This window comes from Reichenbachiella sp., from assembly GCF_033344935.1.
Classification (GTDB): Bacteria; Bacteroidota; Bacteroidia; order Cytophagales; family Cyclobacteriaceae; genus Reichenbachiella.
Genome location: NZ_JAWPMM010000001.1, coordinates 4,634,042 through 4,659,045 on the forward strand (window position 1 = coordinate 4,634,042; position 25,004 = coordinate 4,659,045).

The window sequence follows — 25,004 nt, forward strand, 5'->3', positions numbered from 1 at the left end:
TGTAATTTTGTGGTCATTTTGAAATTATCAAACTAAAAACACGGTTTATGTCAAAGTACAAAATACTATATGTGGCGAGTGAAATTAATCCTTTTCTACAAACCACAGAAGTAGCCGATTTTGTGAGAGCGTTGCCTCAGGCAATGCAGGAGAGGGGAATGGAAATTAGGATATTGGTTCCAAGGTTTGGATTGATCAATGAAAGAAAAAACCGACTGCATGAAGTCGTAAGACTCTCGGGTATAAACATTGCCGTAGGTGATGAAGAAAAGCCGCTAATCATTAAGGTGGCCTCCATTCCAAACGCCAAACTTCAGGTATATTTCATAGATAACGAAGACTACTTTCATAGAAAATCAGTCTTTTTCGATAAAGAAGAGAATTTTCACGCCGACAATGACGAACGTGCCATTTTCTTCTGTAAAGGTGTATTAGAAACAGTTAAAAAATTGGGATGGTCACCAGATATCGTTCATTGTAATGATTGGATGACTAGCTTGATCCCACTTTATTTGAAAACTACGTATAAAAACGACCCAATCTTCAAGGATTCTAAGTCTGTTTTTACTTTATACGATAACGAATTTGAACACAAATTCGAAGGCGACCTCATCAACAAAGTAATGATGATGGACATAGAAGAGAGTATGCTAGAGCACCTCAACACAAAAGATTTCGAAGGTTTTGTAAAGCTAGGCATCGAATATGCTGATGCTGTCATTAAGTCTAAGAATGAGACGAACAAAATCATAGACAAATTGATATCTTCGGCGCCGAAAGACAAAAAAGTAGAAACCATTCAAAAAGACGACAACTTTTTAGACTCCTATTATAATTTATATAATGAACTTGTTGGATAAAAACTGGTATGGGTTATTGATACTCGTAGCCCTAACCATTTTTTCGTGTGAAGATGCCCATGACATTGGCTTGGGACTGGATCCGGAGGGTCTAAGGCTTAAAGTTTTATATACAGAAATCCCATTGGAAGCATCTAATGTGCGCATTGACAGTATTAGAACGAGCAACGACGTAAGGTTGTTGATTGGTAAAAATTCTAATCCAATTTTTGGAACGACCACTAGCACTGCATATTCAAGATTGACTTTTCTTACAGCAATTCCAAGCAGCTCTATTTATGATGATGACTTAACGGATTACGGCCAGGATCCCATTGTGTATGACTCGATCGTCTTTAACATGGATATTAAAAAAGTCCATTCTAATGACATTTTACCAAGTCAATCATTTGAGATCTATCAAGTGGAAGACACCTTATTTGCCGGAGCCTTTTATCTGTCAGACTTTAACATTCCCTATAACTCCTCCGCATCAGAGGGCTCTTTTAGTTTTAACTTAAGCGAATCAGAAATAGGCTATTTGGAAGACGACAGCACCTATTTACTCTCTTTTCGACTTAATGACTCAATGGGAGAAAAAATGATGGCGTATGTAAAAGATGCAAGCATCAGTCTTAACGCATCTACTTGGTATGATTACAAAGGTATTGCCATAGTTCCAGATCCTGCAAACACAGCCCTCATCGGCATTAGCCCTAATGATTCCACCTCAATTAAGGTACATTATCATATACAAGATTTTTATGAGGAAAGTGGCATTGTTAAAGATTCCTTATTTCAGGATTCACTAACATTAGATTTAACCTTAGGAGGCAGCGGTTTATACTATTCTCAAATATCTACTGATAGGGGCGGATCCTTAATGATGGCCGAGAATGGAGATTACAATAAGTTTTTAGTCAATGATGGAAACGTATACTTGCAACCAGCTAGTGGCATTTTTCCTAAAGTAGATTTAACTGCTTTGACCGATTTTTTCAATGAGAATCCAAATATTCAAGTCAATAGGATGGAGTTTGCTATTGAAACTCAGGAAAATACAGATTTCTATAATAACGCGTCAAATTTGAGGTTTATGTTCGTTGACAATGAAGACGGCTCAAAAATTAATTCTCAAGGATTGGTTGCAAATCAGTTGATTAATACCGCAATCCTTACGGACAACGGATATTTATCAGGCACATCTGAAGTCTTAACCACTGAACTTGACAATACAACGCTTACCTATCAAGGAATCCCTACATTTTTTGGCCAATTGGTTGAAAACAAAACACTTGAAATAGATCATGCGATTCTAATGCCAACGGACATCACCACTCCTGATTTTTCCGTATTTGATGAAAAAAATGGGTTTAGAATAAAACTTTATTATACTCTTCCTGAATAAGAACCTATGTGCGGAATAGTTGCTTACATTGGCCATCAAGAGGCCTTCCCTTTGATAATTAAAGGACTTAAAAGACTTGAATATAGAGGGTATGACAGTACTGGTATTTCAGTACACGATAATGGCCTTAAGATTTATAAAAAAGCTGGCAAAGTAGCCGAATTGGAGGCATCCGTAGAAGGGGTCAGCATAAACGGATCCATTGGCATTGGCCACACCAGATGGGCAACCCACGGTGAACCAAATGACAAAAACGCCCACCCACACTTTTCTGCCAATAAGTCTTTGTCAATCATACACAATGGCATCATAGAAAACTATGATACCATTAAGGAACAGCTCCTTTCAAAAGGATACACCTTTCAAAGTGATACCGACACAGAGGTATTAATCACTTTTATTGAAGACATTAAGAAACAAAATGGCGGTGACCTGGAACAAGCCGTGAGATCAGCACTCCATGCCGTTGAAGGCGCCTATGCTATTGTAATTCTAAACGAAGAGAATCCTGACCAGCTCATAGCGGCGAGAAAAGGCAGCCCCATGGTACTTGGTGTAGGCAACAAAGAATATTTCATCGCTTCTGATGCTACTCCTATCATAGAGTACACCAATGAAGTGGTCTATCTAAAGGACAGAGAAATTGCTATCGTCAATCGAGAGGATTTCAGAATTACCAATATCGATGATGTAGAACAAACACCTTACATCCAAAAGGTAGAAATGAAGTTGGAAGAGCTTGAAAAAGGAGGCTACGAGCACTTCATGCTCAAGGAAATTTTCGAACAACCCAATTCTATCGCAGATAGCATGCGTGGGCGCCTCGATGCAGTCAATGGCAACCTGACCCTTGGCGGCATCTATGAGTACTCTCAAGCCCTTATTAATGCAAGGCGAATCATCGTTTTAGCCTGTGGCACCTCTTGGCATTCGGGATTGGTAGCTGAATATCTATTCGAAGAATATTGCAGAATACCTGTAGAAGTAGAATATGCTTCAGAATTCAGGTATAGAAATCCTGTTATTCACGAAGGAGACATCGTCATTGCGATTTCTCAATCCGGTGAAACAGCAGATACGTTGGCAGCCATTGAATTAGCCAAATCTAAAGGTGCCATTATTTTAGGCATAGTAAACGTAGTAGGATCATCCATCTCTAGGGTGACTCACGAAGGGGCCTACTTGCATACAGGACCAGAAATTGGCGTGGCAAGTACAAAAGCCTTTACCGGACAACTATCTGTTCTTACTATGATTGCTTTAAAAGTAGCGTATCAAAAAGGAACGATAACACAAACCCGATTCAAGGAATTACTTATTGAACTCTCAAATATTCCAGGAAAAATAAAGGAAGTACTCGATAATAATAGTGAGGTTGAAAAAATTGCTGAACGATTCAAAGACGCCAAAAACTTCATTTATTTAGGGCGAGGTTATAATTTCCCAGTTGCTCTTGAAGGAGCGCTCAAGCTGAAAGAAATTTCTTATATCCACGCAGAAGGATATCCTGCTGCTGAGATGAAGCATGGCCCAATCGCTTTGATTGATGAGGAAATGCCGGTTGTATTTATTGCAACACGGGACAGCTCATACGACAAAGTAGTCTCTAACATTCAGGAAGTAAAAGCACGAAAAGGTGTAGTCATAGCCGTAGTCACTAAAGGTGACGCTTTGATACCTGCTCTGGCTGATTACATCATAGAAGTGCCAGCTTGCGAAGAGGCATTGATGCCTTTGGTATCGGTTATTCCTTTGCAATTGCTTTCTTATCACATCGCGGTGATGAGAGGTTGTAATGTGGACCAGCCAAGAAACTTAGCCAAATCTGTAACTGTAGAATAACATGCACAAAATCATTAACACCTGTTGGATTATGTTAATAAAGTTTGTGCAGGAATAATAAAGACTGTGCAGAAATAATAAAGTTTGTGCATCCCAGTGACTTCTTTTGCCTTAAGAGAATTCAAAATTTGAATTTTCAATCATGAAGGACAAAACCCGCATCAGACAATTACTTCATTATTTTCATGAAAACTACAATTTAAAATTGCACGGAAGAGGTTTGCCTCAGATAATGTTTCATCTAAACGGTTGATGGTTTCCTAATATTCTTTGATTTGTACTGGATCAACCAATACCTTTTTATAGGCTTCAATGGTCCAACTGGATTTATTGTACATCGAGCTTGCTACTTCTTGCGGCCAATTTACTTGAACTGTGTAAAATTACCCCGTGTCACTAAAAAGCTCTAACAGGCCTTTCCTTTTTTTGCAAATGCAACTTCCTTTACATTTTAAGCCCAAAGATAGTCGTTTCAATTCGAGGACAAGGAGACCAAAGGTGTCGAATTACCCTATTAGGCTTCTACACTAAAATTGGATAAATCCGTAACAGTTACATACTTGAGGGTCTTTCCAGTCTTAGAGGGCTCTGAAGTGTAGATGAGACAAAATCCGCAATAGCCTGTTTATAAGTTAGTTAACCAATTCTATGGTCAAATTGAAAAATCCTGCGTCAATTAATTCATGAATATGAGTTGTGCTGCGAGAGCTGTGCATTAAACCTGCATGAAAGATGCCCCTTTTGGGTATCCTAAAATTTTAGATATTCATGTTGTTTTAGATAGATCTTGAAGGATAGATTAGATGAAAAGTTCAGTATCATAACTTTCAGGTACTTGCCAAATTTGTTTTTTATGGATTGAACCTGCGGAACAAAGATTGGCCAACTGCTAAACGTTATTTAAGGTAGTGTAAACTAAACTTTTTCAATCTCAAATCCCGCGTTGATAACTGCGTCAACTACGGTTTTTTCATCACCACTTTCTAGCTTTACCTCCAAGATTTTATTGGGATTTTCGATATCGACCTTCCAGGACTCAATATTGTCTAATTCGTTCAAGTGAGGTGTCACTGACTTTAGACATCCCCCACAATTTATATTGGTTTTAAATTTTATCGTTTCCATTATTATCTATTTATTTGTTGTACATTTTTTATAAATCAAATTTCCAAGGTCTTCGATAGTGAAGCACTATTGATTTTTAGGGCTTTAGTAAAATTGCCAGCTCGTTCCTTTTCCTAAAAAGCATATATACATTCAAGTTTGCCACCGCTACTCCTGGTATAATACCCGGTAAGTCAACGGCCAGGTGAAATGCTATAATGCCAAAACTAATAGGGAATAAAGCCAACAAAGAAAGGTTTGTAAACCTGTTGGTCAACAATGAAAGTCCAACCAACATTTCTATAATGCCTACTGTAGGAAGTATGAACTTGTTTGCCATTAGTCCCATGAAAGCATTCATCAAGGTTTCTGTCATAACATGACCATGGGGCATAAATTCTAAAAATTTATCAGATCCGAATGCAATAAGTGCAACTCCAAATATGACCCTGACTCCAGTATTAATTTTTGTTCTCATAATTTTTTTGTTTTATTTTTATTTTATTTATCGATTTGGTTTTTCAATCTTAGACTGTTGGAGACTACAGAAACTGAACTCATTGCCATGGCCGCTCCTGCTATCATGGGATTTAATAGAAATCCAAACAATGGGAATAGCGCACCAGCAGCTACCGGAATGGCTATCACATTGTAAATAAATGCCCAAAATAAATTCTGCCTTATAGTGCGTATGGTGGCCTTGGAAAGAGTAATGGCCCGAGTGATTTGCAGCAAGTCTGAGTGCATCAATGTAATACCGGCACTTTCCATAGCAATATCTGTCCCACTACCCATAGCAATACCAATATCTGCCTGAGCCAACGCATGAGAATCATTGATTCCATCACCTGCCATTGCTACTATTTTACCCTGACTTTGAAGATCAGTGATAAAAGCCCCTTTGTCCGCTGGCTTGACTTGAGCTTGATAATTATCTATTCCAACCTGATTTGCAATAGCCTCAGCAGTTTCCTGGTTATCCCCTGTTAGCATGTGGATTTCGATCCCCATTTTTTTAAGGGTGTGAATTGCTTGTTTTGAAGATTCCGTGATATTGTCCGCAATAGCCATTACTCCAAGTACTTCATGATGGTCAGCAAACAAAACGACGGTTTTTGCCTGACTCTTCAGTTCACTCGCCAAGGTTTGTAGTTCTGTGCTGAAATCAATGTTATTATCCAGTACTAGCTCATCATTCCCAATAAAAAACCACTCATCTTCATATTTGGCTTTCGCCCCTTGACCAGTGATACTTTGGAATGATGTTATATCGACCGGCTTGCTTCCATTCTTTCTTAAGTGTTGTGCAACAGCCTCGGCAATGGGATGCTCTGATTTGGATTCAATAGTTAGTAGTATGTCTTCGAACAGTTCTTTGCCAGAGTTGTTTTTCCAATTAACATCAGTCACTTGAGGTTTACCCTGAGTAATTGTACCTGTTTTATCTAATACCAATGCATTAGTCTTATAGGCCACTTCCAGAGCTTGTGCATCTTTGATCAATATTCCCTGCTCTGCACCTTTGCCGATTCCAACCATTAACGCTGTGGGTGTAGCCAAGCCTAAAGCACAAGGGCATGCAATGATCAGCACAGTGATCAATGTCACGAAGGCATATGTGATTGAAGGATCCGGCCCAAGGAAGTACCACATGAAGAATGTAAGCAACGCCAATCCAATTACTATCGGCACAAATACTCCTGCCACCTTGTCTACCAGTTTTTGAATGGGTGGCTTACTCGCCTGTGCAGATTTCACCAACTGAATGATCTGTGCTAAGAGTGTTTCTCCACCCACCTTATTGGCCAGTATTTGCAAACTACCTTTTTGATTTACAGTACCTGCATAGACTTGTTCCCCCTTAAGTTTATGTACCGGAATAGGTTCTCCGGTAATCATACTTTCATCAATATAGGAGTCACCACGCTTGACTTTACCGTCTACGGGGATTTTATCTCCGGGCTTCAGCAATATTAGCTCTCCTTTCACCACCTCACTTATAGGAATGGATATTTCCTCACCATTTCTGAAGACCACTACCTGCTTAGGCTGTAAACCCATCAATTTTTTTATAGCGGACGATGTTTTCCCCTTGGCACGTTCTTCAAGATACCTCCCCAGGAGTATTAGAGTCACTATAATTACCGCAGACTCATAATAAACATGGGGTGTAATACTGTGGTCAAGGAAAAATTGTGGATAGATTGTATTGAAAAAACTAAATACAAAAGCCACACCTGTACTCAGAGCAACTAGTGTATCCATATTGGATGAAAAGTGTTGTAATTTTTTCCAGGCGTTTAAGAAAAACTCCGAGCCACTCCAAAACAGTACAGGGGCAGAGAGTACAAGCATGATCCAATTTTCATAAGGAACCTGCCCCATAAAAAACATGGCCATTACAAAAACAGGGCTGGAAAGCACCACCGCAAAAATTAGTTTTGATTTAAGCTGCTCAAGCCTTTTGTCCTCTTTTTGATCCAGGACTTCCTGCTGTTCAGCCTCATCTCCGGTCAGAATTTCATATCCTATTTCTAGTGCCTTGCTTTTGATCTGGTCAAGAGCAATAATTCCTGTGTCAAAGGTCAAAGCCACTGATTTATTGGGATAATTCACTGATATCTCACGAATACCTTCACTTGGTTTCAGATAAGATTCAAGACTTACAGCACATGATGCACAGGTCATCCCAACAACACCATAACTTTCTTTTACTACTGCATCTATTTCTTCTTCAGCTTTCATGTCCATAATACTTCACTTTGTATAAAAGCAAAGGTATCGGTGGTTCTAGGACAACTTGTTATGCAATTTTTGTAAAGGTTTATGAGATTATTGGGTAGCTACCTTGTCAAGGGGTAATCTCTCTTTTGTTGTAAGCTTCCTAAATTCTGAAGGTGACATGCCTGTCACTCTTCTAAACTGCCCGGAAAGGTATTGAACACTGCTGTAATCCAGTTTGTAAGATATTTCACTTAGCGTCAATTCATCATAGATGAGAAGCTCTTTTACCTTTTCGACTTTTTGCAAAATCAGATATCGCTCAATAGTGACATTTTCGACAGAAGAAAATAAGTTGCTTAAGTAACTATAATCTTTGCCGATTCTCTGTTCCAGATAATGAGAAACATTCTGATTTATCGTTATTTCAGGGTTGTGAATAAGATCAATGATAGCGGTTTTTATGTGTTCTATGAGCTTGCTATTACTATCCTCCAATAATTCAAATTCTCGATCCATGAGCACCTCACGGATTTGATCTAGCTGTATTAAGTTAACCTTCTCTGCAAGCTTCACTTCTCCAAGTTGGATATCCACCACCTCTATTCCCAACTGTGAAAGTTCCTCTCTTACCACTTGGATGCAGCGATTGCATACCATGTTTTTTATATATAAAATTTCTGACACCATACCTAAGTTTGAATATTCACAATGTACGAAAATCCCTGATTAAAAAATTTGCGAAATTCCAGAAATGAGTTACGAAATTTTTGTAGTAGCTACAATCGAATTCGAGGATTAAATCGTAAATCTTTATCGCAATATCATAAATGCCTAACTTGATTATTTCTCTTCTTACTACCTAAACAAGAATAATCATGGCGAACCTTCCCAAGACCCAGATGGTCACGCTTATTATCTGCAATGACTGTCAGCACGCATTTGTTACAGAAATGCCTTTGATAGAAGAGGTGCATCAAATAGTCTGTATTCACTGCGAAAGTGTAATGACGACCAACAAAGATCAATGTTGTGTCTATTGCTCTTATGGGTCTGAAAAGTACCCCAAGATGCAGCTCTGGGACATACTCAGAAGTTCTTTGGATAGTTCCTAATACTTTCTCAAAATTTCATAAAACGTACTTAAAACATCGTAAGACCTTTGGAGGTTTTAGTAGTTTTTTTGAGTAAAGGTTTTCTAATCCCAAACCTCTGGGGTATGACTGGCTTGCCTTAAGCGCAAAGCTCGGGACAGGCCGGTTTTCCCGGAGACCAATACCTAACTATGACAAAATTTACCAATATATTATTAGCAGGTGCAGCGTTTCTTTTTACATCATGCAATGTGTACCAAGATGTCCAGATCACAAAAGATAAGACTGTAGATTTCTCTCAATATGAAACCTACGCTTGGCTGCCTGATGTTGAAAACGTCAGCGAATCAGATTACAATAACGACTTTATCCGGCAAAAAACCCGAAACTATTTCGGCCATTGCATGGCTCAGAGACAACTTGAACCTGATACCATAAACCCACAGCTTTTATTACGAATCGAGTGGCTTAGTCATGCAAGAGCAGTGGAAGTTCCTCAAGTCAGGAATTGGCCAGACTACTACGATGCTGAGTATTACAATGCACCAACAGTTTACATCTACGATGGCAAAGTTACCGGCAGATCCGTGTGGGGTAAAGAGAATCCTGAACCTGAAGTAATACAGTATGCACATGGGGGAGCAAAATTGACCGCAATAGACAGACTTACCAACCGCAAGGTTTGGGAGGGGGTTGCACAGGGAGATCTATATGACCCAAATATCATGTATAATCATCTGCACCCTGCCATCCATAAACTAATGAAACGGTTTCCAATAAAAATCTCTAAAGAATAAGTGTTAGCAAAAAATTATCAGAGAAGGAGACCAGACTCTACATTTCAAAATATCATAAGTTTTAACCAAAATATCATAAAATAAGAAACATCTATTTTCTTTATATAACAGAACCTTAAAAAGACTTTAATGAATCATACTCAACATACAGATCACCAACACGAACATCACGATCATTCAGATCACCATGCACACATGATCGAAGACTTCAAAAAGCGCTTTTGGATCTCCTTAATACTTACCATACCGGTACTCATACTCTCCCCAATGATTCAGTCGTTCTTGGGCATTTTCTGGGGTTTTTCGGGCGACCGGTACGTGCTGTTTGGTTTATCCTCGGTTGCCTTTTTTTATGGGGGATGGCCTTTCCTAAAGGGATTGTATGAAGAGCTGAAAGACAAAAACCCTGGTATGATGACTCTGATAGCTGTGGCAATTGGAGTCGCTTATTTCTACAGTTCTGCGGTGGTATTTGGATTGGAGGGCAAGATGTTTTTCTGGGAACTGGTTACCCTAATTGATATCATGCTTTTAGGGCATTGGATCGAAATGAAATCCGTGATGGGTGCGTCAAGAGCCTTAGAGCTATTGGTGAATATGATGCCCTCTGAAGCACATCTGGTTGATGGCGATAGTACGAGGGACATTGCTCTGAAAGAAGTAAAGCCAGGAGATCTCCTCTTGGTAAAACCAGGAGAAAAAATCCCGGCAGATGCCGTCGTTACTGAAGGCGAGAGCCATGTCAACGAATCCATGCTCACCGGAGAATCAGTCCCCGTAAAGAAAGGTATGGATGATAAGGTAATCGGAGGGTCGATAAACGGCAATAGCTCCATTACCATCAAAGTATCGCATACCGGAGAAGAAAGCTATTTGAACAAAGTCATTACCTTGGTTCAGGAAGCTCAAAAAACCAAATCCAAAACTCAGAATCTCGCTAACAGAGCTGCAAAATGGCTTACCTACATTGCACTCTCCGTAGGATTTGCAACATTGGCCGTGTGGCTGATTCTGGGTTACGACTTTGTTTTTGCACTTGAGCGAATGGTGACCGTGATGGTAATTTCGTGTCCACATGCGCTAGGTCTGGCCGTTCCATTAGTAGTGGCTATTTCTACCTCATTGTCTGCCCAAAACGGACTATTAATTCGAAATAGAACAGCATTTGAGAATTCTCGGAAAATTTCAACACTCGTTTTCGATAAAACTGGAACCCTAACAAAAGGGGAATTTGGGGTTACTCGTTTTCATTCTTTCATTCATGAATTTAATGATGAAGAGCTTCTGCTTTGGGCGGCAACACTTGAGCAAAACTCTGAACACCCTATTGCAGAAGGAATTGTGAAGAAAGCTGCCGGTCTTTCAAAGGCAATTCCAAAAGCGCTGGATTTCAAGGCAATTACAGGGAAAGGGATACAAGCAAATGTGCATAACAAAAAAGTGATGGTTGTGAGCCCAAGATACCTTCGGGATGAAAGCATTGAAGCGCCTGAAGAAGCGGTTGGGAATGCTGCAGAAACGGTTGTATTTGTACTAATTGATGGGAAGCTGTCAGGGTTCATTGCATTGGCCGATGAGGTGCGCCCAGAAAGTAAAACGGCGATAAAGCTGTTTCAGGACGAAGGGATCAAGGTAATGATGGCTACTGGAGACAATGAAAAAGTTGCCAAATCTGTAAGTGAGCATTTGGGACTGGATGGCTACTATGCCGAGGTGCTGCCACATCAAAAGGTGGAGATTGTCAAGAAACTACAGGAACAAGACCAGTTTGTGGCCATGACTGGTGACGGTGTAAATGACGCACCTGCTCTGGCACAAGCCGATGTGGGTATAGCGGTAGGTTCCGGTACTGATATAGCGGCTGAAACAGCAGACATTATTTTAGTTAATAGTAATCCAAAGGATATAGCCAATCTGATATTTTTTGGAAAAGCCACTTATCAAAAAATGATTCAAAACCTGGCATGGGCGACAGGTTATAATGCCATCGCCATTCCACTAGCCGCAGGAGTACTATATGGTGTTGGGTTTATACTAAGCCCTGCTGTGGGTGCAGTGTTCATGAGTTTAAGTACGGTTATTGTAGCAATCAACGCTCAATTACTGAAGAAGAAGGTAATGGCCGATACGAAATGAAGATTCAAAATTTTAATGCTATGATAAAGCTAATCAAGACAATAATTTTTACAATTCTCATGGCAATTGGTCAAGCGGGAATGTCCCAATCTGTAACGAGTGGTATTTATATGACCTTTGAGGATTATTTGAATGGTGAGATGGAGTATGCAATTAACTGCTCTGAAGAATCGCACAAGATCCGTCCTCATGGCACATGGAAGGGAGACAAGTTTATCGTGGTTCACCGTGGTGAAAAATTCACTCATGATCGGTCTGAAATTTTCGGGTATAGGGGTTGTGATGGGAAAGACTGGAGGGTTCACGGAAAGGATGATTATCAAATAGCCGAGTCAAGATCTATAATCATCTATAAAAAGGATGAAGAGGAGCTCCATTTTGATGACGGGCCCATACCTCCAACTTATTACTTCTCGGTAAACAATGGTCATATTCTTAGACTTACGAAAATGAACCTTAAGAAAGCATTTGCTGATGACCATGATTTACATGACAAACTGGATGAAACTTTCATTGGCGAAGACCTGACCTCATACGACAAATACCACAAAATGTACAAGGTAAACCGAGTATTGGCAATCACCGGTAATTAGCTAATCAATGGACATTGATATAGAGATGAACAAAAAAATATTGGTCGTAGGTGGCTATGGTGATGTAGGAAGCAGAATCTGCCTGATCCTGGCCAAGTATTATCCAGGAAGTGTAGTGGCAGCTGGTAGAAGCCTAGGCAAAGCTGAAAAATTCAGTATAAGAACATCAGGCAAAGTGCTGCCTCGTCAGCTGGACCTTTCAAAAGATTGGGCTAATCATGAATTAAATGATGTGGGAATGGTGATAATGTCTTTAGATCTTCTGTCTCCAGAATTTGCAAAACACTGCCTAAAATCAGGGATTAATTACATAGATATTACTGCCTCCCAGGTGCTTATCAATAATTTAGATGGGTTAAAAGGTCAGGCAAAGGAAAATAACGCTAGCGGAATTATCAGTGTGGGTCTTGATCCAGGAATATCCAATCTGTTAGTAAAGCAATGTAGTAGGGAAATGGATTACCCGGAAAAAGCAGAAATCAACCTGCTATTTGGATTAGGAGAAGATCATGGTGATGGTTCAATAGAATGGATCCTCAATAACCTACAAAATGACTTTGAATTAAATCTCCGCGGATCCACTATACTGGTACTAAGTTTTCAAGATGGTAAAAGTGTAATCTTTCCTCGGGAGTTGGGTAAACGCACCGCATATGCATTTAATTTTTCTGACCAACATGTACTAAAGAAAACCCTGGGCATCCCTGAAGTTCGAACAAGAATGTGTTTTGAGAGTAAAGTCACCACTTGGTTAGTGGCTGCACTTGCACAGATCAGATTTTTCAAATTGTTGAAATATTCTATAATAAAAAGTTCGTTTAAGTTCCTCCTGAAAAACCTGAAATTGGGTTCGGATGTGTATTCGATTAAAGTAACTGTTCGGGGAGTGAAAAATGGCAAGGAAGTTTTTAGTCATGGGGCAATCCAAGGTAATGGTGAGGCTCAGATTACTGCAGAGGTGGCAACACTTGTAGCAAGAAGACTTCTTGAGTTAAAACCCAATCCAGGAGTGTACCATATTGAAGAGCTTTTCGAACCAAAAGACATTCTGAAGCATATCAAAGGTGCCAGGCTATTTGATGAAAGTAATGATGTTCAAATTGAAAATACAAAACAACAACTTTTAATACACCTAAATGAAAATTAGCACACTATACTTATTGACTATCGCCTTTCTGATTAGTTGTAATCAGAAAGAAAGCAACTCACCTGGCTCTGAAGAGGTAATATCCATTGTTGAGAAAGCAATCAATGACCGACAACTCATCAATCTCAATCCCTAATTTTCAAAAGATGCCAAAATTTATGAGCAAGGATCTATAGATGAGTCTTGGGAACATTATAGAGACGGTCACCTAGGCTATGAAATTGAAGCTTTTGAGTCTTTCTATATGAACTTTGAAATAAACGAAACCTTCAACAAAGATGCTATGGCTCTTGTCAGGGGGTTCTATAATCTCTCTGCAATTATGGATGGTGATTCCATCTCATCAAGAGGCTTGGTCACATTTGCGATGATATCGGAAAATTCAAACTGGAAGATTGTCCATTTACAATTCTCACGAAGTTGCAGATAATTTGGAAAGGCTCACAAGCTTCGGTTTAAATAATGTAAGAAATTTTATCAATAACTAAATGAATAAATACCTATGAAGAAAGTATTCTACACTGCGATTATTATGGCTTTTATAATGTCATCATGCACAAGTAAAAGTTCGCAATCCAACGAGGATGATCATGGAAATGATCACGAACACCCCACCGAAGAAGCATCCAAGGAACATGAAGGTCACTCCATGGAGAAGGAGACAGCTACTGAATCTGGGAGTAATGCTAAGAGCCCGCACACGAGTGCGATGGCAATGGTGGAAGGGGCACATGTACATATTGATTACTCATCACCGCGAGTAAGAGGTCGTGTGGTTTTCGGAGGATTGGTAGCTTATGATGAAGTTTGGGTGTCTGGGGCACATAGAGCCACCTGGCTAGATACTAACAAAGAACTTCTTATAAATGGAGTGGTACTACCTAAAGGTAAGTACGGTCTCTTCACTATACCTGGAAAAGAAAAATGGACAATCATACTGAACAAAAACTGGGATCAACATGGAGCTGATGAGTACTCGATTGATGACGATGTAATGAGATTCATTGTAGCACCCGAGGAACTTCCAGAAACAAAGGAAGAACTGACTTATACTGTGACCAGAGCAGATAATGGTGGAGACATCTCACTTGAGTGGGAAAAAGTCCGAGTGAGTTTTGATTTTAAAGTGAATGACTAATTAAGATAAAAGTTATTACTCTACTAATTTTTGGGTTAAGATCAATAGATGGTATGTTAAATGAAAATTAGGGTCAATAGTCACGATTTAAAATTGACATTATAGCCATTGCAGTCGTGTTTTACTCATGATTTTTCTTGAGAAATAGGCTTCAAGCACTCTATACATGGCTTGAGTATGACAATTGGGTTATAAACCCTTTATCTGGAAGATGCCACTCTACTTCTTCAGCTACCATTCCATTGCATCGTAAATGAGCTGAATCATCAAAGTTGTCATCTTTTGTACAAAAAAAGGTCTGCTGTTTCCAGCAGACCTCACTCTTACTTCTACTCAAACCTAACTAAAAACTAATTGCTGCCTCAATCACAATACCATTGAATTCTGCTCCCTGAAACTTTGAGCCATTAAATCCATCGCCATCATATTTAGAAGTCACATATTCAATTTTGGTCAGTACATTATTGGTCATGAACCACCCGCCTCCAATGTTTAGTCTACTAATATCCATGGAAGGTGTAGCATCCGAAGATTCACCATTCACGCTGTTATATCGGCCACCTAGATATAACTGCTCCGAACTACCAAAACGGTAGATGACTTCTGCTCCAAGTTGAGTATACCCGCCCCCAATAGCATCGTCACCATTGTTGGCCACCTCAAGTACTCCAAAAAATTCTAAACCCTGAAATTTGACAAAAGGGTTAATCTGAAAAGCTGTCTGATAACCAAAGCCTGGATTAAATCGAGGCAGAAATGCACTTACTCGAGAATCATTAATTCCTTCCAATACACTGTAGTAACGCGCCCCTGCCCGGTCACCATTATATAGGTAGTCACGTGTACTTTTACTAGAGCTGCTATAAATGGAACCAGTTAATCTAAGTCGCAGATCATCGTTAACCTGATTGTCATATCCTAACTTGGCAAAAAATGCAATGCCATCATCACCAGAAATGGGTTCTTGATTCAGTCTGCCGTTACTGACACCTATAACGCCTAAAAAACCAGATTTTTGAAGTGTTAATTCTGCAAATGGCTCTGTGGTAAAAGCGTCCATAATGTAGTTTCCAACAAAAGGATTAAATATAGCTCGTGCATTGTCAGACCTTCTAAAATGTGTGTCACCATAGTTGATTTCATCCATACCAAATTTCAAAGTGGCTATTTCCATAAATCCACTTAAAAGTCCTTCTTGAATAAAATCAAGTTTGTCTACTTGTAGATAACCGCCTTTCACCCATCCTTCATTGTGGTTTCTAGAGGACAAGTAATTTCTTAAGTGCATTCTCAATCCATCTGCAAGTTGAACGTCCAGATTCAAATTTGCTGAGGGGAGGTTGAAATTAGATGAAAGGTCTACTAAAGTGTCTCCTACCAGATCATTTGATTGAGAAAGTCCCTGAAATTGAAGGGCAAAATCACCCCCAATACGTACTCTCAATCCTTCAAACTTAACCGTGTCATCCTTGGCCGTTTCAAAAGTGTTAAGTCCTTGCTTGTCATTCGGTCTGAAAAAACCAATGGAAGGTTGTTGTGCATACACTGATCCAGTTGCTAGTAGCGAAAAGACCAGTATCCATATATGCTTGGTTTTACTTGTTTTCATAGTTAATTTATTTTGTGTTTAAAGATTGAATTCTAACGTTATATTGTATGATATGGTGATTTCATCACCGGTTTTCAATGTGCCTAACATGGCTGTGGGGGGCTCAATATTGAAGTCCGACATCTTGAAGGAAACCGAACCTTTGAAAGTCATGAGCCTGCTTGTATTTTCTTTGTTGTATACCGCCCTGACAGGGACACTCCGCTCTTCTCCAGCAACTTTCAACTTGCCATCGGAGGCGATCACTTCACTATTGTTGTAGTCAAACACTTCTACTTCATAGCTTATGGTTGGAAAGTCCTTATATTTAAGAGCAGAATAGGTTTTATTATCCATGATGTCTTTCCCGCTTTTGATCGACTTCACCGGAACGTTTAGTCTTAGGTGGCCTAAAATGAGGGAATCAGCATCTTCCACATGTAATTCAACATTCATTTGATCTACCAAAACGTCAGACTTCCAGTCATGCAAAGAGGATGTGCCTTTTAAGGTCATGCTGCTTTTATCTGCATGAAAACGGGCCTGTGAAAAGGCGGTATTGGCAAATAGTAGCAGGAAGGTTATCCTTAGAAATGTTTTCATATCACCACTTTTTAATTGTCCATCAGATCACTTGATTCTGATATCATGAGTGAAGATACGAGCGAGTCAGGGTGTAGTATTTATCAAATTTTGGGTGATCTTTACCGAATTTTGAAAAATGATTTAAGTCATGTCAAAAAATGAGATGCGTCAATTTTTGGAAGTTAAGTTATTGCCGACTTTCACACCAACTTTACACACCTGCTTTCCTTCGCGGACTACTTTTCGAACTTTGCTGTATTCGAATCCAATTTGTAAGAGGATATCAGGCTGATCGCATATTGTTCGGCAAAGGACAATGCCTTTCTTTAATAAGCGTTTTTTATCCTCTCTGGTTAGCGATGATAAGCATGTAATAGGGTGCAGTCCATAGGAAGAGATAAGTACTTTAAGGCTTTCATTTTCGGGATAGTCCCAACTTAGCATTTTCAGGCCAGCACATTCTCCGAAAGCAATAGCATCCGAAGTAAATCGAGCATTGGTTACCACCCATCCTTGATGAAATTTGTCTCTACGCCCAGATTTTCTTCTCCAACTAAATTCTACATCATTAAACCTGGACTGGATGTACAAGGGGACTTTTACGTCTGTTTTGGAACCATGCCGGTTGTGAAATTTACACTCGATCATAAAGTGATGATCATCCTTTTCTGCCACTACATCCACTTCGTGATGTACACACTTACCCGCTACAATTACATTGGTTTGGGTCTCATACCCGATAGCTTCGAAGATGGAACCCACATAGGCTTCAAAGGGGTATCCGCTAGGGCCAAGCTCTAGTATTGCCTGCTTTAGTCGATACTTTGACGCATACTCATTGGAGTATTTTAGTAATAATCTACGGACTTCCTGGTAGATTCTTTTTGTATGGATACCTTCGTAAAGTACTTTCTTGATTTCACTCAAAATAAAAGTAACTGCTGGCTGTTCTATCCCCGAACTCTCTAATCCACTGATGAGTTTTTCTTCAGAAAACTCTTCTTTGTCTCCTGTGTATTTTGTAATGACCATAAACAAAAAATAGCCTGTAATGAATTAATAACCACCTCTCTCAAATTCATCGAGGGACTTCTGACTTAGAACTGTCTGAAACAAATGAAGTTCTTTCACTTTTCCAAAAGGCTCCATTATCAGCTCGAAATTTTCCATCGCTTCTAATCGTAGCATTAAATAACACGCTAGTGTTTGGCTACCATCATGATGTTTTAATTCTCCATTGCCAGCCATGTAGTAGACCTTTTCATTGAAATATAGCTCGCCTTCTGTATGAAAATCCCAATCAGGATGAGGCTGTGTTTCAATCTTTGGTATGGATAATCGTGTAGTGATTTTCGCATCATGATCAGAAAAAAAAACGGTTGGACGGCACTATATCGTCCAGACTATCATCGAGCTTGAAACTCATATCTACATAGGCCTTCTCATAATCCAGGATCACCACAATATTGTTGAACCGATAGGTATTTAATGAATCACCCTTGAAAGCCTTGATCACCATGAAAGCCTGCTTTGTCACGTAGGTTCTTTGAGCAATTGCTCCACTGTATGTTGTGAGAAAAAAAATGAGGTAAAATAATTGTCTCATACTCTTAGAAAACTGTACACCTATCATATTATCTGGTTGCCCACCAAATACCAATACCCATGAGTGATATGGCAGCAAATGCAATCCAAAAGCCAGTCATTATAGCTTTTCTTGTGGCAGCTCTTTGATCATCCGGTATTTTTGGGCGAACTCTTTCTTGTGTCTTTGCAGGAGTAGTAACTTTTTTCTCGACAACTATAGGTTCAGGCTCAGGTTCTCCTTTACTTACCTTAGCGATATGATCCAATAATGCATCAATTTGTTCATCGCTCAGAGGCGTAGAAGGCATGGGTATCATGCTATACGCATTAAAAACAGCTACTGCTTTTTCATCGCCCTCTTCCACCATGGTTTGGGATTCACGAATGAATCGCGTGATCCATGGCTTTTCATATTTGTCGCTTACTCCTTTCAGATCAGGCCCTACCAACTGGCCTTGGCCAATAGTATGGCAAGCTGCACAGTTGGTAGCAAATATGCCCGACCCGTCTACTTCCTGAGTGTAACCTCCATAGCTAAAACCTAGTGCCACCAAGATCAGAAAGTAACGTACCTTTTTTACTTCCATTGGTCAATTTGCAGATTGAATAAACTCAAGGATCTTTTCTGCTTCCACCTTAGTCAATTGTGCCCTAATCTCCATGTGTTTAAGTGCTACGTCCCATTGTGTATCGCTGAATGTAGCTGGTGAAGCAGTATTGTGACATCTAATACAAGATTCAGCCCAAAGCTGAGCACCACTTTTCTGCAAAACATACTCAGGAGTTCCCTTAGAAGCATTGTCAGTACTGCTAGTAGCTTTTTGCTGCGAAGCACACTGTGTGAAAACAGTAGCCACAAAGACTACAACAGTAATTAAGAGTAGTATTTTATTGATATTCTTCATTTTTCAGGATTTAAAAGCCTAAAGTCCATTGTATATAGAAGGTGTTTACATCCAACTCTTCCGGTTCCTCTCCATCTTCAGCATGTCCTCCTGTCACACTGTCCATTTGGTAAGCGAACTTGATTGCTGTTCTCCAGTCTATCCAATAATTAAGCCCCAAGGTTAATTGCGTGCTTTCAGATTCCCATGGAGCTTCCTCTGGGGTATTAAGTGTAGAATATCGGCCTACTAGTTCAAGGTTTTTGACCAATTGGCTGGAACCAAATGTTGGCCGATAGCCTAATTGAAAAAAAGTGGAATTGGACTTGTTATCAAATGTGTAGGATTCCATCACGCTATCTTCTTCTACTTCGTAAGTTTGGTCATCTACGTTGATAAAATTGACCTGTCCTTTTAGGTCAATGATCCCTCCCAAAAAAGAGACTTTGCGTACATATGTCCAGTCAAACGCATAAAGAAATGCACCTACATCTTCTAGTTCCGAATCACGGTTTCCAAGTTTAGCTGATTGAGCCGAAAATCCTAATTCCAACGACTGATCTCGAAGTGGAAACAAACCTAATCGTCCTCCGACTGCCTTGTTATTATTGTTATCTTCGTCAGGTTCGTGTACGATCATTCCTACTTCTTCAGCTTCTTCCTCACCATCTTCTATTTTCGGGCCGTTCATTACGTATAGTGAGTAATTGAACTTCATTCCTCCCAGGTAGGAAGCTCCTCTTAATTCAGCACCCAAGTCTGAGGTTGGGAGTATGCCATCATGTCCATAGCCAAGTGGAACGGTAGGTAGTCGATTGATCCAAGAGGGATGCAGTCTATCGAAAAAGATCCCAAATGGAATAAGAATTTTACCCGCTCTGAGGTTTAAATTGGGAGCAAGACTATAATTGAAGTTTGCATACTCTAGTGCAATTTCAACCTCTCCATCCTCTATGCCGAATTCTAACTCTCCTTCGAAGAACAATTTATCGGACTGCTTGTACAAAAACAATGGTACGAAACGGGCGTTTCCAAAAGTCGTTTCTTCATCGTTGGACATAAATGTTGCATCTGAGTAGCCACGTAGCAAAAACCGACTGTCGCCAGGTTTGGAATTGAGTGTGCCTGGCTGATTTTGTGCTTCTGCTTCAATTAAAACAAGCATGATCAACGCAGAGCTTAAAAAGTATCTGTATTTCATAAGCTAGTAGTTTTATTGTTTTAGAGTTCTTATGTAGCTAACCAACTGCCATCTTTTTTCCTCTGAAAGAGTAGCCTTGTATGCTGCCATAGGAGCACGGCCTTCTGTGATTTTCCAAAAGATGGCTCCATCGCTTTGCGAATGAAAAGCGGTGTTCGTAAAATTGGTTGGTTTGGGATTGAGCGCTGCACCGGCAATTCCATCTCCCTTTCCTTTTTCACCATGACAAATGGCACACATGGTGGCAAAGATCTTTTTGCCACCTTTTATTGCCTCTTCTTTTCCAACCAAAGGGTTTTTCAGTTTATCAGCTTCCGGTGGAGCTTTCCATGCATCCTGTGCGGTTCCCAAAGCCATTAAAAAAACAATTATTAGTGCACTTTTCATATTTGATCATTCGCTTTAATGTTCAGAAAATCGAGGATTTCATGCCCTTCTTTACCACATAAATAAGAAACAAGGTCTCCTATTTGTGGTTGATAGTAAACTTAAGCGTAAAGCCTACTGATCATTTACCTTATTGTGGTTATGATTTAAGGAATTTTGACTTCTACCAAAAGGGTAGATACAATAGATTCAAATCATTAAAAAAATCAGTTTTTTGTGAGCTTTGGCTGTGCCGAAACCGGGGATAAAAAGGTGTTCGTAACATGAATGTTTACTGCGGGGAATTCAGACCTACCTAAGAATTTTTGACCAAACCATTTGGTTCCAATTCCACATGAAATTGAAAACTGGTATCCATGATTTTCTTTCTCTTGAGAGAGAGACACACGCCCGGAGGCGACAACAGGACTGGTGTCGTGATCATTAAATATTCTTCCTATAAAAGAGAATTGTCCAAAGCCAAAATCTTTGTTAATAATGTGGTCAAAAGGTACCTCCCCTCTAAGTGTGAATTTTGCATTATTTTTCTTAAACAGCTTTTTTCTTAATTTCTTATTTTCCATTTGGAACGACTCTACCTGGAAGGTAATCCAAACCGTTTCGGTTTTTTCATTGTATATGATTTCTACCTGGTCTGTGGTAGCTGTGGCCAGCTCACCGGATACCAGGAAATGAATGTTGGCTTTACCCTCATTGGTAAAGTACTGCTGTCCTACGGAGGCATGGGAAAAGGCAATGAGTAAAAGGTACCAGATAATGCGAGGTGTTTTGCAGAACATTTACGATCATTATTTAGATTCCTAGTCTATTGTTATGCAGCTTATCATAATCCAAAGCAGCTACTGCAAGTTAGGTTTGACCGGAAGGGTTGCGTTTACCAAATTTTGAATATGATTTGTGATATTCTGATCCAACCTCAGACTCCTATTCGCAATACCAAAGTAGCTTGTTGAATAGGAAGTAATCAAGACCTGATAATTCGTTTTCAGTCATGAAATCGTCTATTTTTAGTTTCAGGTCTAAGTAGGTGAGATTGCCATTTTCAAGTTGCCAGTTATTTATCAGCGTTTTTCGTACATCCCATATCGGGAAGTAGTTTGGCCTATGAGCACAAAGAAATCGTGTGATAATAAACTTTGCTTCGTCCAGATAGGACAGCTCATGAAAGAGTATTTTGAAGATGCTAAAATCTCCATCCATGACAGCCTGTCGAACATCATCATCTGCTATACTTTGCAAAAAGTATCCATATTGGTGATCTGGGACTAGCCTATTAATACCCAATGCTCCAATCTTGCCATTGAGTGTGTGCTTGTCCCAGATCCCCAGGTTTGTGTTGATGTAGTTAAGTGCTCTTTTGTCGGACAAAAAATATCCCTTAACGGAGTTGAACTCCTTTAGTCTTTTGCTGATACTCTCCATTTTCCATCAGGATGAAGTATGCACTCTATATTCACCGAAGTTTTCCAACGGGATTTGTAAAGCTTGCATGGATGAACCGTTTTTATCCTGGATGGAATTTGGGGTATGAGAGTTAATCCCATCTGGGAAGGATCCATTGTTTCCTTCGCAATCACATCCCTCACATCCACAATCGCATTCACGATCTTCGTTGTTTTTTGTTTCGTCTAGTGATTTACTACTGGTATCCCCAAGGCTACTCAAAGATGCTTCCCACTCCTGCTTGTACTTTGATAGTGATTTCCCTGTGTATTTTTTGAACTGACCAGATAGATAATGAATACTGCTGTACCCAACATTAACTGCAATTTGGCTGAGGTTAAGTTTACCTTGTTTGACCAACTCCTTTACTTTGTTAGTCCTAAGTTCAATAAAGTATTGTTCTATCGTCTCTCCTTTGTATTGACTATAGATTTTACTGAGTTGATGGTAGTTTCGGGCCAGTTGTTGTGAAATGTATTGCGACAACTTAAGCTTATGGCTTAATAGACTTATGTTATCCATATAGTCGTGAATGGCCTTATTTATTTCTGTAACTATTACTTCATTGGTATCTCTAACAAGTCCTAGATCCAGTGCTTCTAATCTTTGGTTTACTGTTTGGAGATTCAGTACTTGTCCTGCCCCTAATACAGCATAACCAAGTTCCACCTCATTATATTGGATCCCAAGATCTGTCAAAATCTGTTTTACAACATGGATACACCTGGGGCATACCATGTTCTTTATTTGTATTGTGAAAGTTTTCATGGCAATATTGATTTTTAGTGAGAAAAAGAAAGTGGAGACACAGGAATGTGTACCCGCAGCGATAAAATCAATATTACCGGCCTATAGAAGGAATGATTGGAATAGAATACGTGCAAAATAACCTCCAATGGGAGGGGAAAGAGCACTATTCAGTCTATGGGGATTTTTTTCTTTATGATTGAAGCTGATTGGGGGCAAAGAGATCCAAAGCACTGTATAAAGTACTAACTCCTGATCCAAATCAAACTTTGGTATTTCATGCTTTACTAAACTGGCGTAAAGCTTGTTAGTTTCTTCTTCACAACAATCTTCATCTTGTGACTCTCCGTGAGCCGTATCCATCTCAGATGGAGCCGATTCATGATCGTGTGAGTGTTTATGATGATCTTCTGAAGCCACTACCTCATGGCTATGATGAGAGTCATTTCCATGTGTGACAGAATTATTCATGATCCCTACATCACATAAAAAATCGCATACGAAAACACTTGTCAATGCAATTAACAAGGTCAATGCGATGTTTTTTCTGTAGATATTGAGTTTTCTAATGAACATAAATAAATACCTATACTAAGATATGCCAAAGAAGATATTATTTAATGATAGATAAAATGATATTTGTTGACCTTCACATATGACGTAAATCATATATTCTATTAGACGTTGCTAATCACATTCTCTAGCTTATTTCTAATTTCCAGCGCTATTATCTCCAAGTTTTCATTCTCTACTGCCTGCATTGAAGTAAGTGGATCCACTGCCGCAATATCAATATGATCTGCCTCTTGTTTGACTATTACATTGCATGGGAGCATTAACCCTATAAAACCCTCTGATTTGAGTACTTTGTACGCATAAGGCGGATTGCAAGCACCCAAAATATGTAAGGCCTAAAATCCACATCTAATTTGTTTTTCAAGGTAGCCTTTATATCTATTTCTGTTAAGATACCAAAGCCTTCATCTTTCAGCGCTTTGGTAACCTTGTCAATTGCTTGCTCAAATGACAAGCCTTTTACTGATTTGTTTATGTAGTATTTCATGACTTTTTGAGTGTTAGAAATTTGAATTCCCTTTTATTGCATGTTACTGTAAATAGTAAAAAGCCGGACAGGACAGTAATTAAACCCAAAATGGAGAATCCTTTCAGTAACCGGTTCCCAAAGTCGTCCCTGGCTTCATAGTCCATAGTGTGTAACATCCAGAGCCAGTCAAAGACACGCCAGTTATTGTGCCTTACTCGTTCAAACTGCCCGGTTACAGCATCAACATAAATGACAGGTTGGCTTTCATAGTCAAAGGTGATAGCCCATGCAGGGAGATGTCTTTCTCTGTATTCATGATTTTTACCTACCGAGGTTAACAATTGCACATCTTTGATTTCAGCTTCAAATGTGATGTATTCTTTAGCGATGGCTATTGCTTCCGACTCAGCGAGCTGCTTTCTTAACTGACCTTTTGCAGCTGAAAATAATTTAAGTTTCCCATTAGGCAGGTGAAATAAATAATAGGGTTCACCAAGCAGATCTACTACCTCAACCCTGGATATTTGTGCGTTTTCGTCATTTTTTATAGCTGACAAAATACTTGCTGGAGGGTTGATATCTTTTGAAATTGAAAGTCCACCTTTCTTAGTTACAAGGTGGTCTCCATGTATTTTATCGAGGTTGCTCCAGCTAAAGTTAAGTCCGCCTATAGTCCAGAACAAAAATTGGATTCCCAGGAATACTCCCAGATATCTAT

The 25,004-nt window shown here is 39.4% G+C and carries 29 protein-coding genes; 10 read left to right on the forward strand and 19 right to left on the reverse strand.

All coding sequences use genetic code 11. The annotated features are described in order from the left end of the window. Positions 1-47 precede the first annotated feature (47 nt). The 3 genes from R8N23_RS19785 to glmS are packed head-to-tail and all read left to right on the forward strand — an operon-like array spanning position 48 to position 4,089. Positions 48-860 carry a glycogen/starch synthase gene (locus R8N23_RS19785; RefSeq protein WP_318173338.1) on the forward strand — a complete coding sequence of 271 codons (813 nt, stop codon included), beginning with the start codon at positions 48-50 and terminating at the stop codon, positions 858-860. Further along, positions 853-2,247 (forward strand): DUF4270 family protein, encoded by a 1,395-nt coding sequence (locus R8N23_RS19790; RefSeq protein WP_318173339.1) that lies wholly within the window; start codon positions 853-855, stop codon positions 2,245-2,247. The genes R8N23_RS19785 and R8N23_RS19790 overlap by 8 nt, the downstream gene beginning before the upstream one ends. 6 nt (positions 2,248-2,253) lie before the next feature. Further along, the gene (gene glmS / locus R8N23_RS19795; RefSeq protein WP_318173340.1) at positions 2,254-4,089 is read left to right on the forward strand and encodes a glutamine--fructose-6-phosphate transaminase (isomerizing); all 1,836 of its coding nucleotides are present in this window, start codon (positions 2,254-2,256) and stop codon (positions 4,087-4,089) included. A gap of 915 nt (positions 4,090-5,004) precedes the next feature. Here glmS and R8N23_RS19800 read toward each other — a convergent pair. From R8N23_RS19800 to R8N23_RS19815, 4 genes are all read right to left on the reverse strand, one after another. After that, a complete protein-coding gene (locus tag R8N23_RS19800; RefSeq protein ID WP_318173341.1) occupies positions 5,005-5,214 on the reverse strand; it encodes a heavy-metal-associated domain-containing protein in 210 nt (69 codons plus the stop codon). 76 nt (positions 5,215-5,290) lie between these two features. Continuing rightward, entirely contained in the window at positions 5,291-5,671 is a 381-nt protein-coding gene (locus tag R8N23_RS19805) for a DoxX family membrane protein (RefSeq protein ID WP_318173342.1), read from the reverse strand. Between the two features lie 23 nt (positions 5,672-5,694). Next, positions 5,695-7,944 carry a heavy metal translocating P-type ATPase gene (locus R8N23_RS19810; RefSeq protein WP_318173343.1) on the reverse strand — a complete coding sequence of 750 codons (2,250 nt, stop codon included), beginning with the start codon at positions 7,942-7,944 and terminating at the stop codon, positions 5,695-5,697. 81 nt (positions 7,945-8,025) lie between these two features. Continuing rightward, entirely contained in the window at positions 8,026-8,601 is a 576-nt protein-coding gene (locus R8N23_RS19815) for an AraC family transcriptional regulator (RefSeq protein WP_318173344.1), read from the reverse strand. Between the two features lie 191 nt (positions 8,602-8,792). Between R8N23_RS19815 and R8N23_RS19820 the strand changes: the two genes are divergently transcribed. The 7 genes from R8N23_RS19820 (at position 8,793) to R8N23_RS19850 (ending at position 14,819) form a co-directional block, all read left to right on the forward strand. Continuing rightward, complete coding sequence (locus tag R8N23_RS19820; protein ID WP_318173345.1) at positions 8,793-9,029, forward strand: GDCCVxC domain-containing (seleno)protein; 237 nt, start codon at positions 8,793-8,795, stop codon at positions 9,027-9,029. Positions 9,030-9,199: 170 nt separating this feature from the next. Then, positions 9,200-9,805: a DUF4136 domain-containing protein gene (locus R8N23_RS19825; RefSeq protein WP_318173346.1), complete on the forward strand. Its 606-nt coding sequence runs from the start codon at positions 9,200-9,202 to the stop codon at positions 9,803-9,805. Positions 9,806-9,934: 129 nt separating this feature from the next. Further along, positions 9,935-11,941: a copper-translocating P-type ATPase gene (locus tag R8N23_RS19830; protein WP_318173347.1), complete on the forward strand. Its 2,007-nt coding sequence runs from the start codon at positions 9,935-9,937 to the stop codon at positions 11,939-11,941. Positions 11,942-11,961: 20 nt separating this feature from the next. Next, complete coding sequence (locus tag R8N23_RS19835) at positions 11,962-12,534, forward strand: hypothetical protein (protein WP_318173348.1); 573 nt, start codon at positions 11,962-11,964, stop codon at positions 12,532-12,534. Positions 12,535-12,541: 7 nt separating this feature from the next. Next, on the forward strand, positions 12,542-13,681 hold the full coding sequence (locus R8N23_RS19840) for a saccharopine dehydrogenase family protein (RefSeq protein WP_318173349.1): 1,140 nt from the start codon (positions 12,542-12,544) through the stop codon (positions 13,679-13,681). Beyond that, positions 13,671-13,817, forward strand: a complete 147-nt coding sequence (locus R8N23_RS19845) for a hypothetical protein (protein ID WP_318173350.1) — start codon at positions 13,671-13,673, stop codon at positions 13,815-13,817. Before R8N23_RS19840 ends, R8N23_RS19845 begins: the two co-directional genes overlap by 11 nt. Before the next feature lie 366 nt (positions 13,818-14,183). Then, positions 14,184-14,819, forward strand: a complete 636-nt coding sequence (locus R8N23_RS19850; protein ID WP_318173351.1) for a DUF2911 domain-containing protein — start codon at positions 14,184-14,186, stop codon at positions 14,817-14,819. A gap of 343 nt (positions 14,820-15,162) precedes the next feature. On the opposite strand, the gene R8N23_RS19855 is transcribed toward R8N23_RS19850, so the two are convergent. From R8N23_RS19855 to R8N23_RS19925, 15 genes are all read right to left on the reverse strand, one after another. Further along, complete coding sequence (locus R8N23_RS19855; RefSeq protein ID WP_318173352.1) at positions 15,163-16,428, reverse strand: hypothetical protein; 1,266 nt, start codon at positions 16,426-16,428, stop codon at positions 15,163-15,165. Between the two features lie 18 nt (positions 16,429-16,446). Next, positions 16,447-17,010 (reverse strand): YceI family protein, encoded by a 564-nt coding sequence (locus tag R8N23_RS19860; RefSeq protein ID WP_318173353.1) that lies wholly within the window; start codon positions 17,008-17,010, stop codon positions 16,447-16,449. 150 nt (positions 17,011-17,160) lie between these two features. After that, on the reverse strand, positions 17,161-18,024 hold the full coding sequence (locus R8N23_RS19865; RefSeq protein ID WP_318173354.1) for a restriction endonuclease: 864 nt from the start codon (positions 18,022-18,024) through the stop codon (positions 17,161-17,163). 331 nt (positions 18,025-18,355) lie between these two features. Beyond that, positions 18,356-18,598 carry a hypothetical protein gene (locus tag R8N23_RS19870; RefSeq protein WP_318173355.1) on the reverse strand — a complete coding sequence of 81 codons (243 nt, stop codon included), beginning with the start codon at positions 18,596-18,598 and terminating at the stop codon, positions 18,356-18,358. A 28-nt stretch (positions 18,599-18,626) separates the two neighbouring features. Next, a complete protein-coding gene (locus R8N23_RS19875; protein ID WP_318173356.1) occupies positions 18,627-19,166 on the reverse strand; it encodes a cytochrome c in 540 nt (179 codons plus the stop codon). Positions 19,167-19,169: 3 nt separating this feature from the next. Continuing rightward, entirely contained in the window at positions 19,170-19,484 is a 315-nt protein-coding gene (locus tag R8N23_RS19880) for a hypothetical protein (RefSeq protein WP_318173357.1), read from the reverse strand. A gap of 10 nt (positions 19,485-19,494) precedes the next feature. Continuing rightward, complete coding sequence (locus R8N23_RS19885) at positions 19,495-20,664, reverse strand: hypothetical protein (RefSeq protein WP_318173358.1); 1,170 nt, start codon at positions 20,662-20,664, stop codon at positions 19,495-19,497. A gap of 12 nt (positions 20,665-20,676) precedes the next feature. After that, on the reverse strand, positions 20,677-21,051 hold the full coding sequence (locus R8N23_RS19890) for a cytochrome c (RefSeq protein WP_318173359.1): 375 nt from the start codon (positions 21,049-21,051) through the stop codon (positions 20,677-20,679). 206 nt (positions 21,052-21,257) lie between these two features. After that, entirely contained in the window at positions 21,258-21,830 is a 573-nt protein-coding gene (locus tag R8N23_RS19895) for a hypothetical protein (RefSeq protein WP_318173360.1), read from the reverse strand. Between the two features lie 145 nt (positions 21,831-21,975). Beyond that, a complete protein-coding gene (locus R8N23_RS19900; RefSeq protein WP_318173361.1) occupies positions 21,976-22,473 on the reverse strand; it encodes a hypothetical protein in 498 nt (165 codons plus the stop codon). A gap of 6 nt (positions 22,474-22,479) precedes the next feature. After that, a complete protein-coding gene (locus R8N23_RS19905) occupies positions 22,480-23,262 on the reverse strand; it encodes a helix-turn-helix domain-containing protein (RefSeq protein ID WP_318173362.1) in 783 nt (260 codons plus the stop codon). 81 nt (positions 23,263-23,343) lie between these two features. Next, the gene (locus tag R8N23_RS19910) at positions 23,344-23,817 is read right to left on the reverse strand and encodes a hypothetical protein (RefSeq protein ID WP_318173363.1); all 474 of its coding nucleotides are present in this window, start codon (positions 23,815-23,817) and stop codon (positions 23,344-23,346) included. A 101-nt stretch (positions 23,818-23,918) separates the two neighbouring features. Continuing rightward, positions 23,919-24,140 carry a DUF302 domain-containing protein gene (locus tag R8N23_RS19915; RefSeq protein WP_318173364.1) on the reverse strand — a complete coding sequence of 74 codons (222 nt, stop codon included), beginning with the start codon at positions 24,138-24,140 and terminating at the stop codon, positions 23,919-23,921. Then, a complete protein-coding gene (locus tag R8N23_RS19920) occupies positions 24,083-24,304 on the reverse strand; it encodes a DUF302 domain-containing protein (RefSeq protein ID WP_318173590.1) in 222 nt (73 codons plus the stop codon). Before R8N23_RS19920 ends, R8N23_RS19915 begins: the two co-directional genes overlap by 58 nt. Beyond that, the gene (locus tag R8N23_RS19925; protein ID WP_318173365.1) at positions 24,301-24,969 is read right to left on the reverse strand and encodes a hypothetical protein; all 669 of its coding nucleotides are present in this window, start codon (positions 24,967-24,969) and stop codon (positions 24,301-24,303) included. Before R8N23_RS19925 ends, R8N23_RS19920 begins: the two co-directional genes overlap by 4 nt. Positions 24,970-25,004 lie beyond the last annotated feature (35 nt).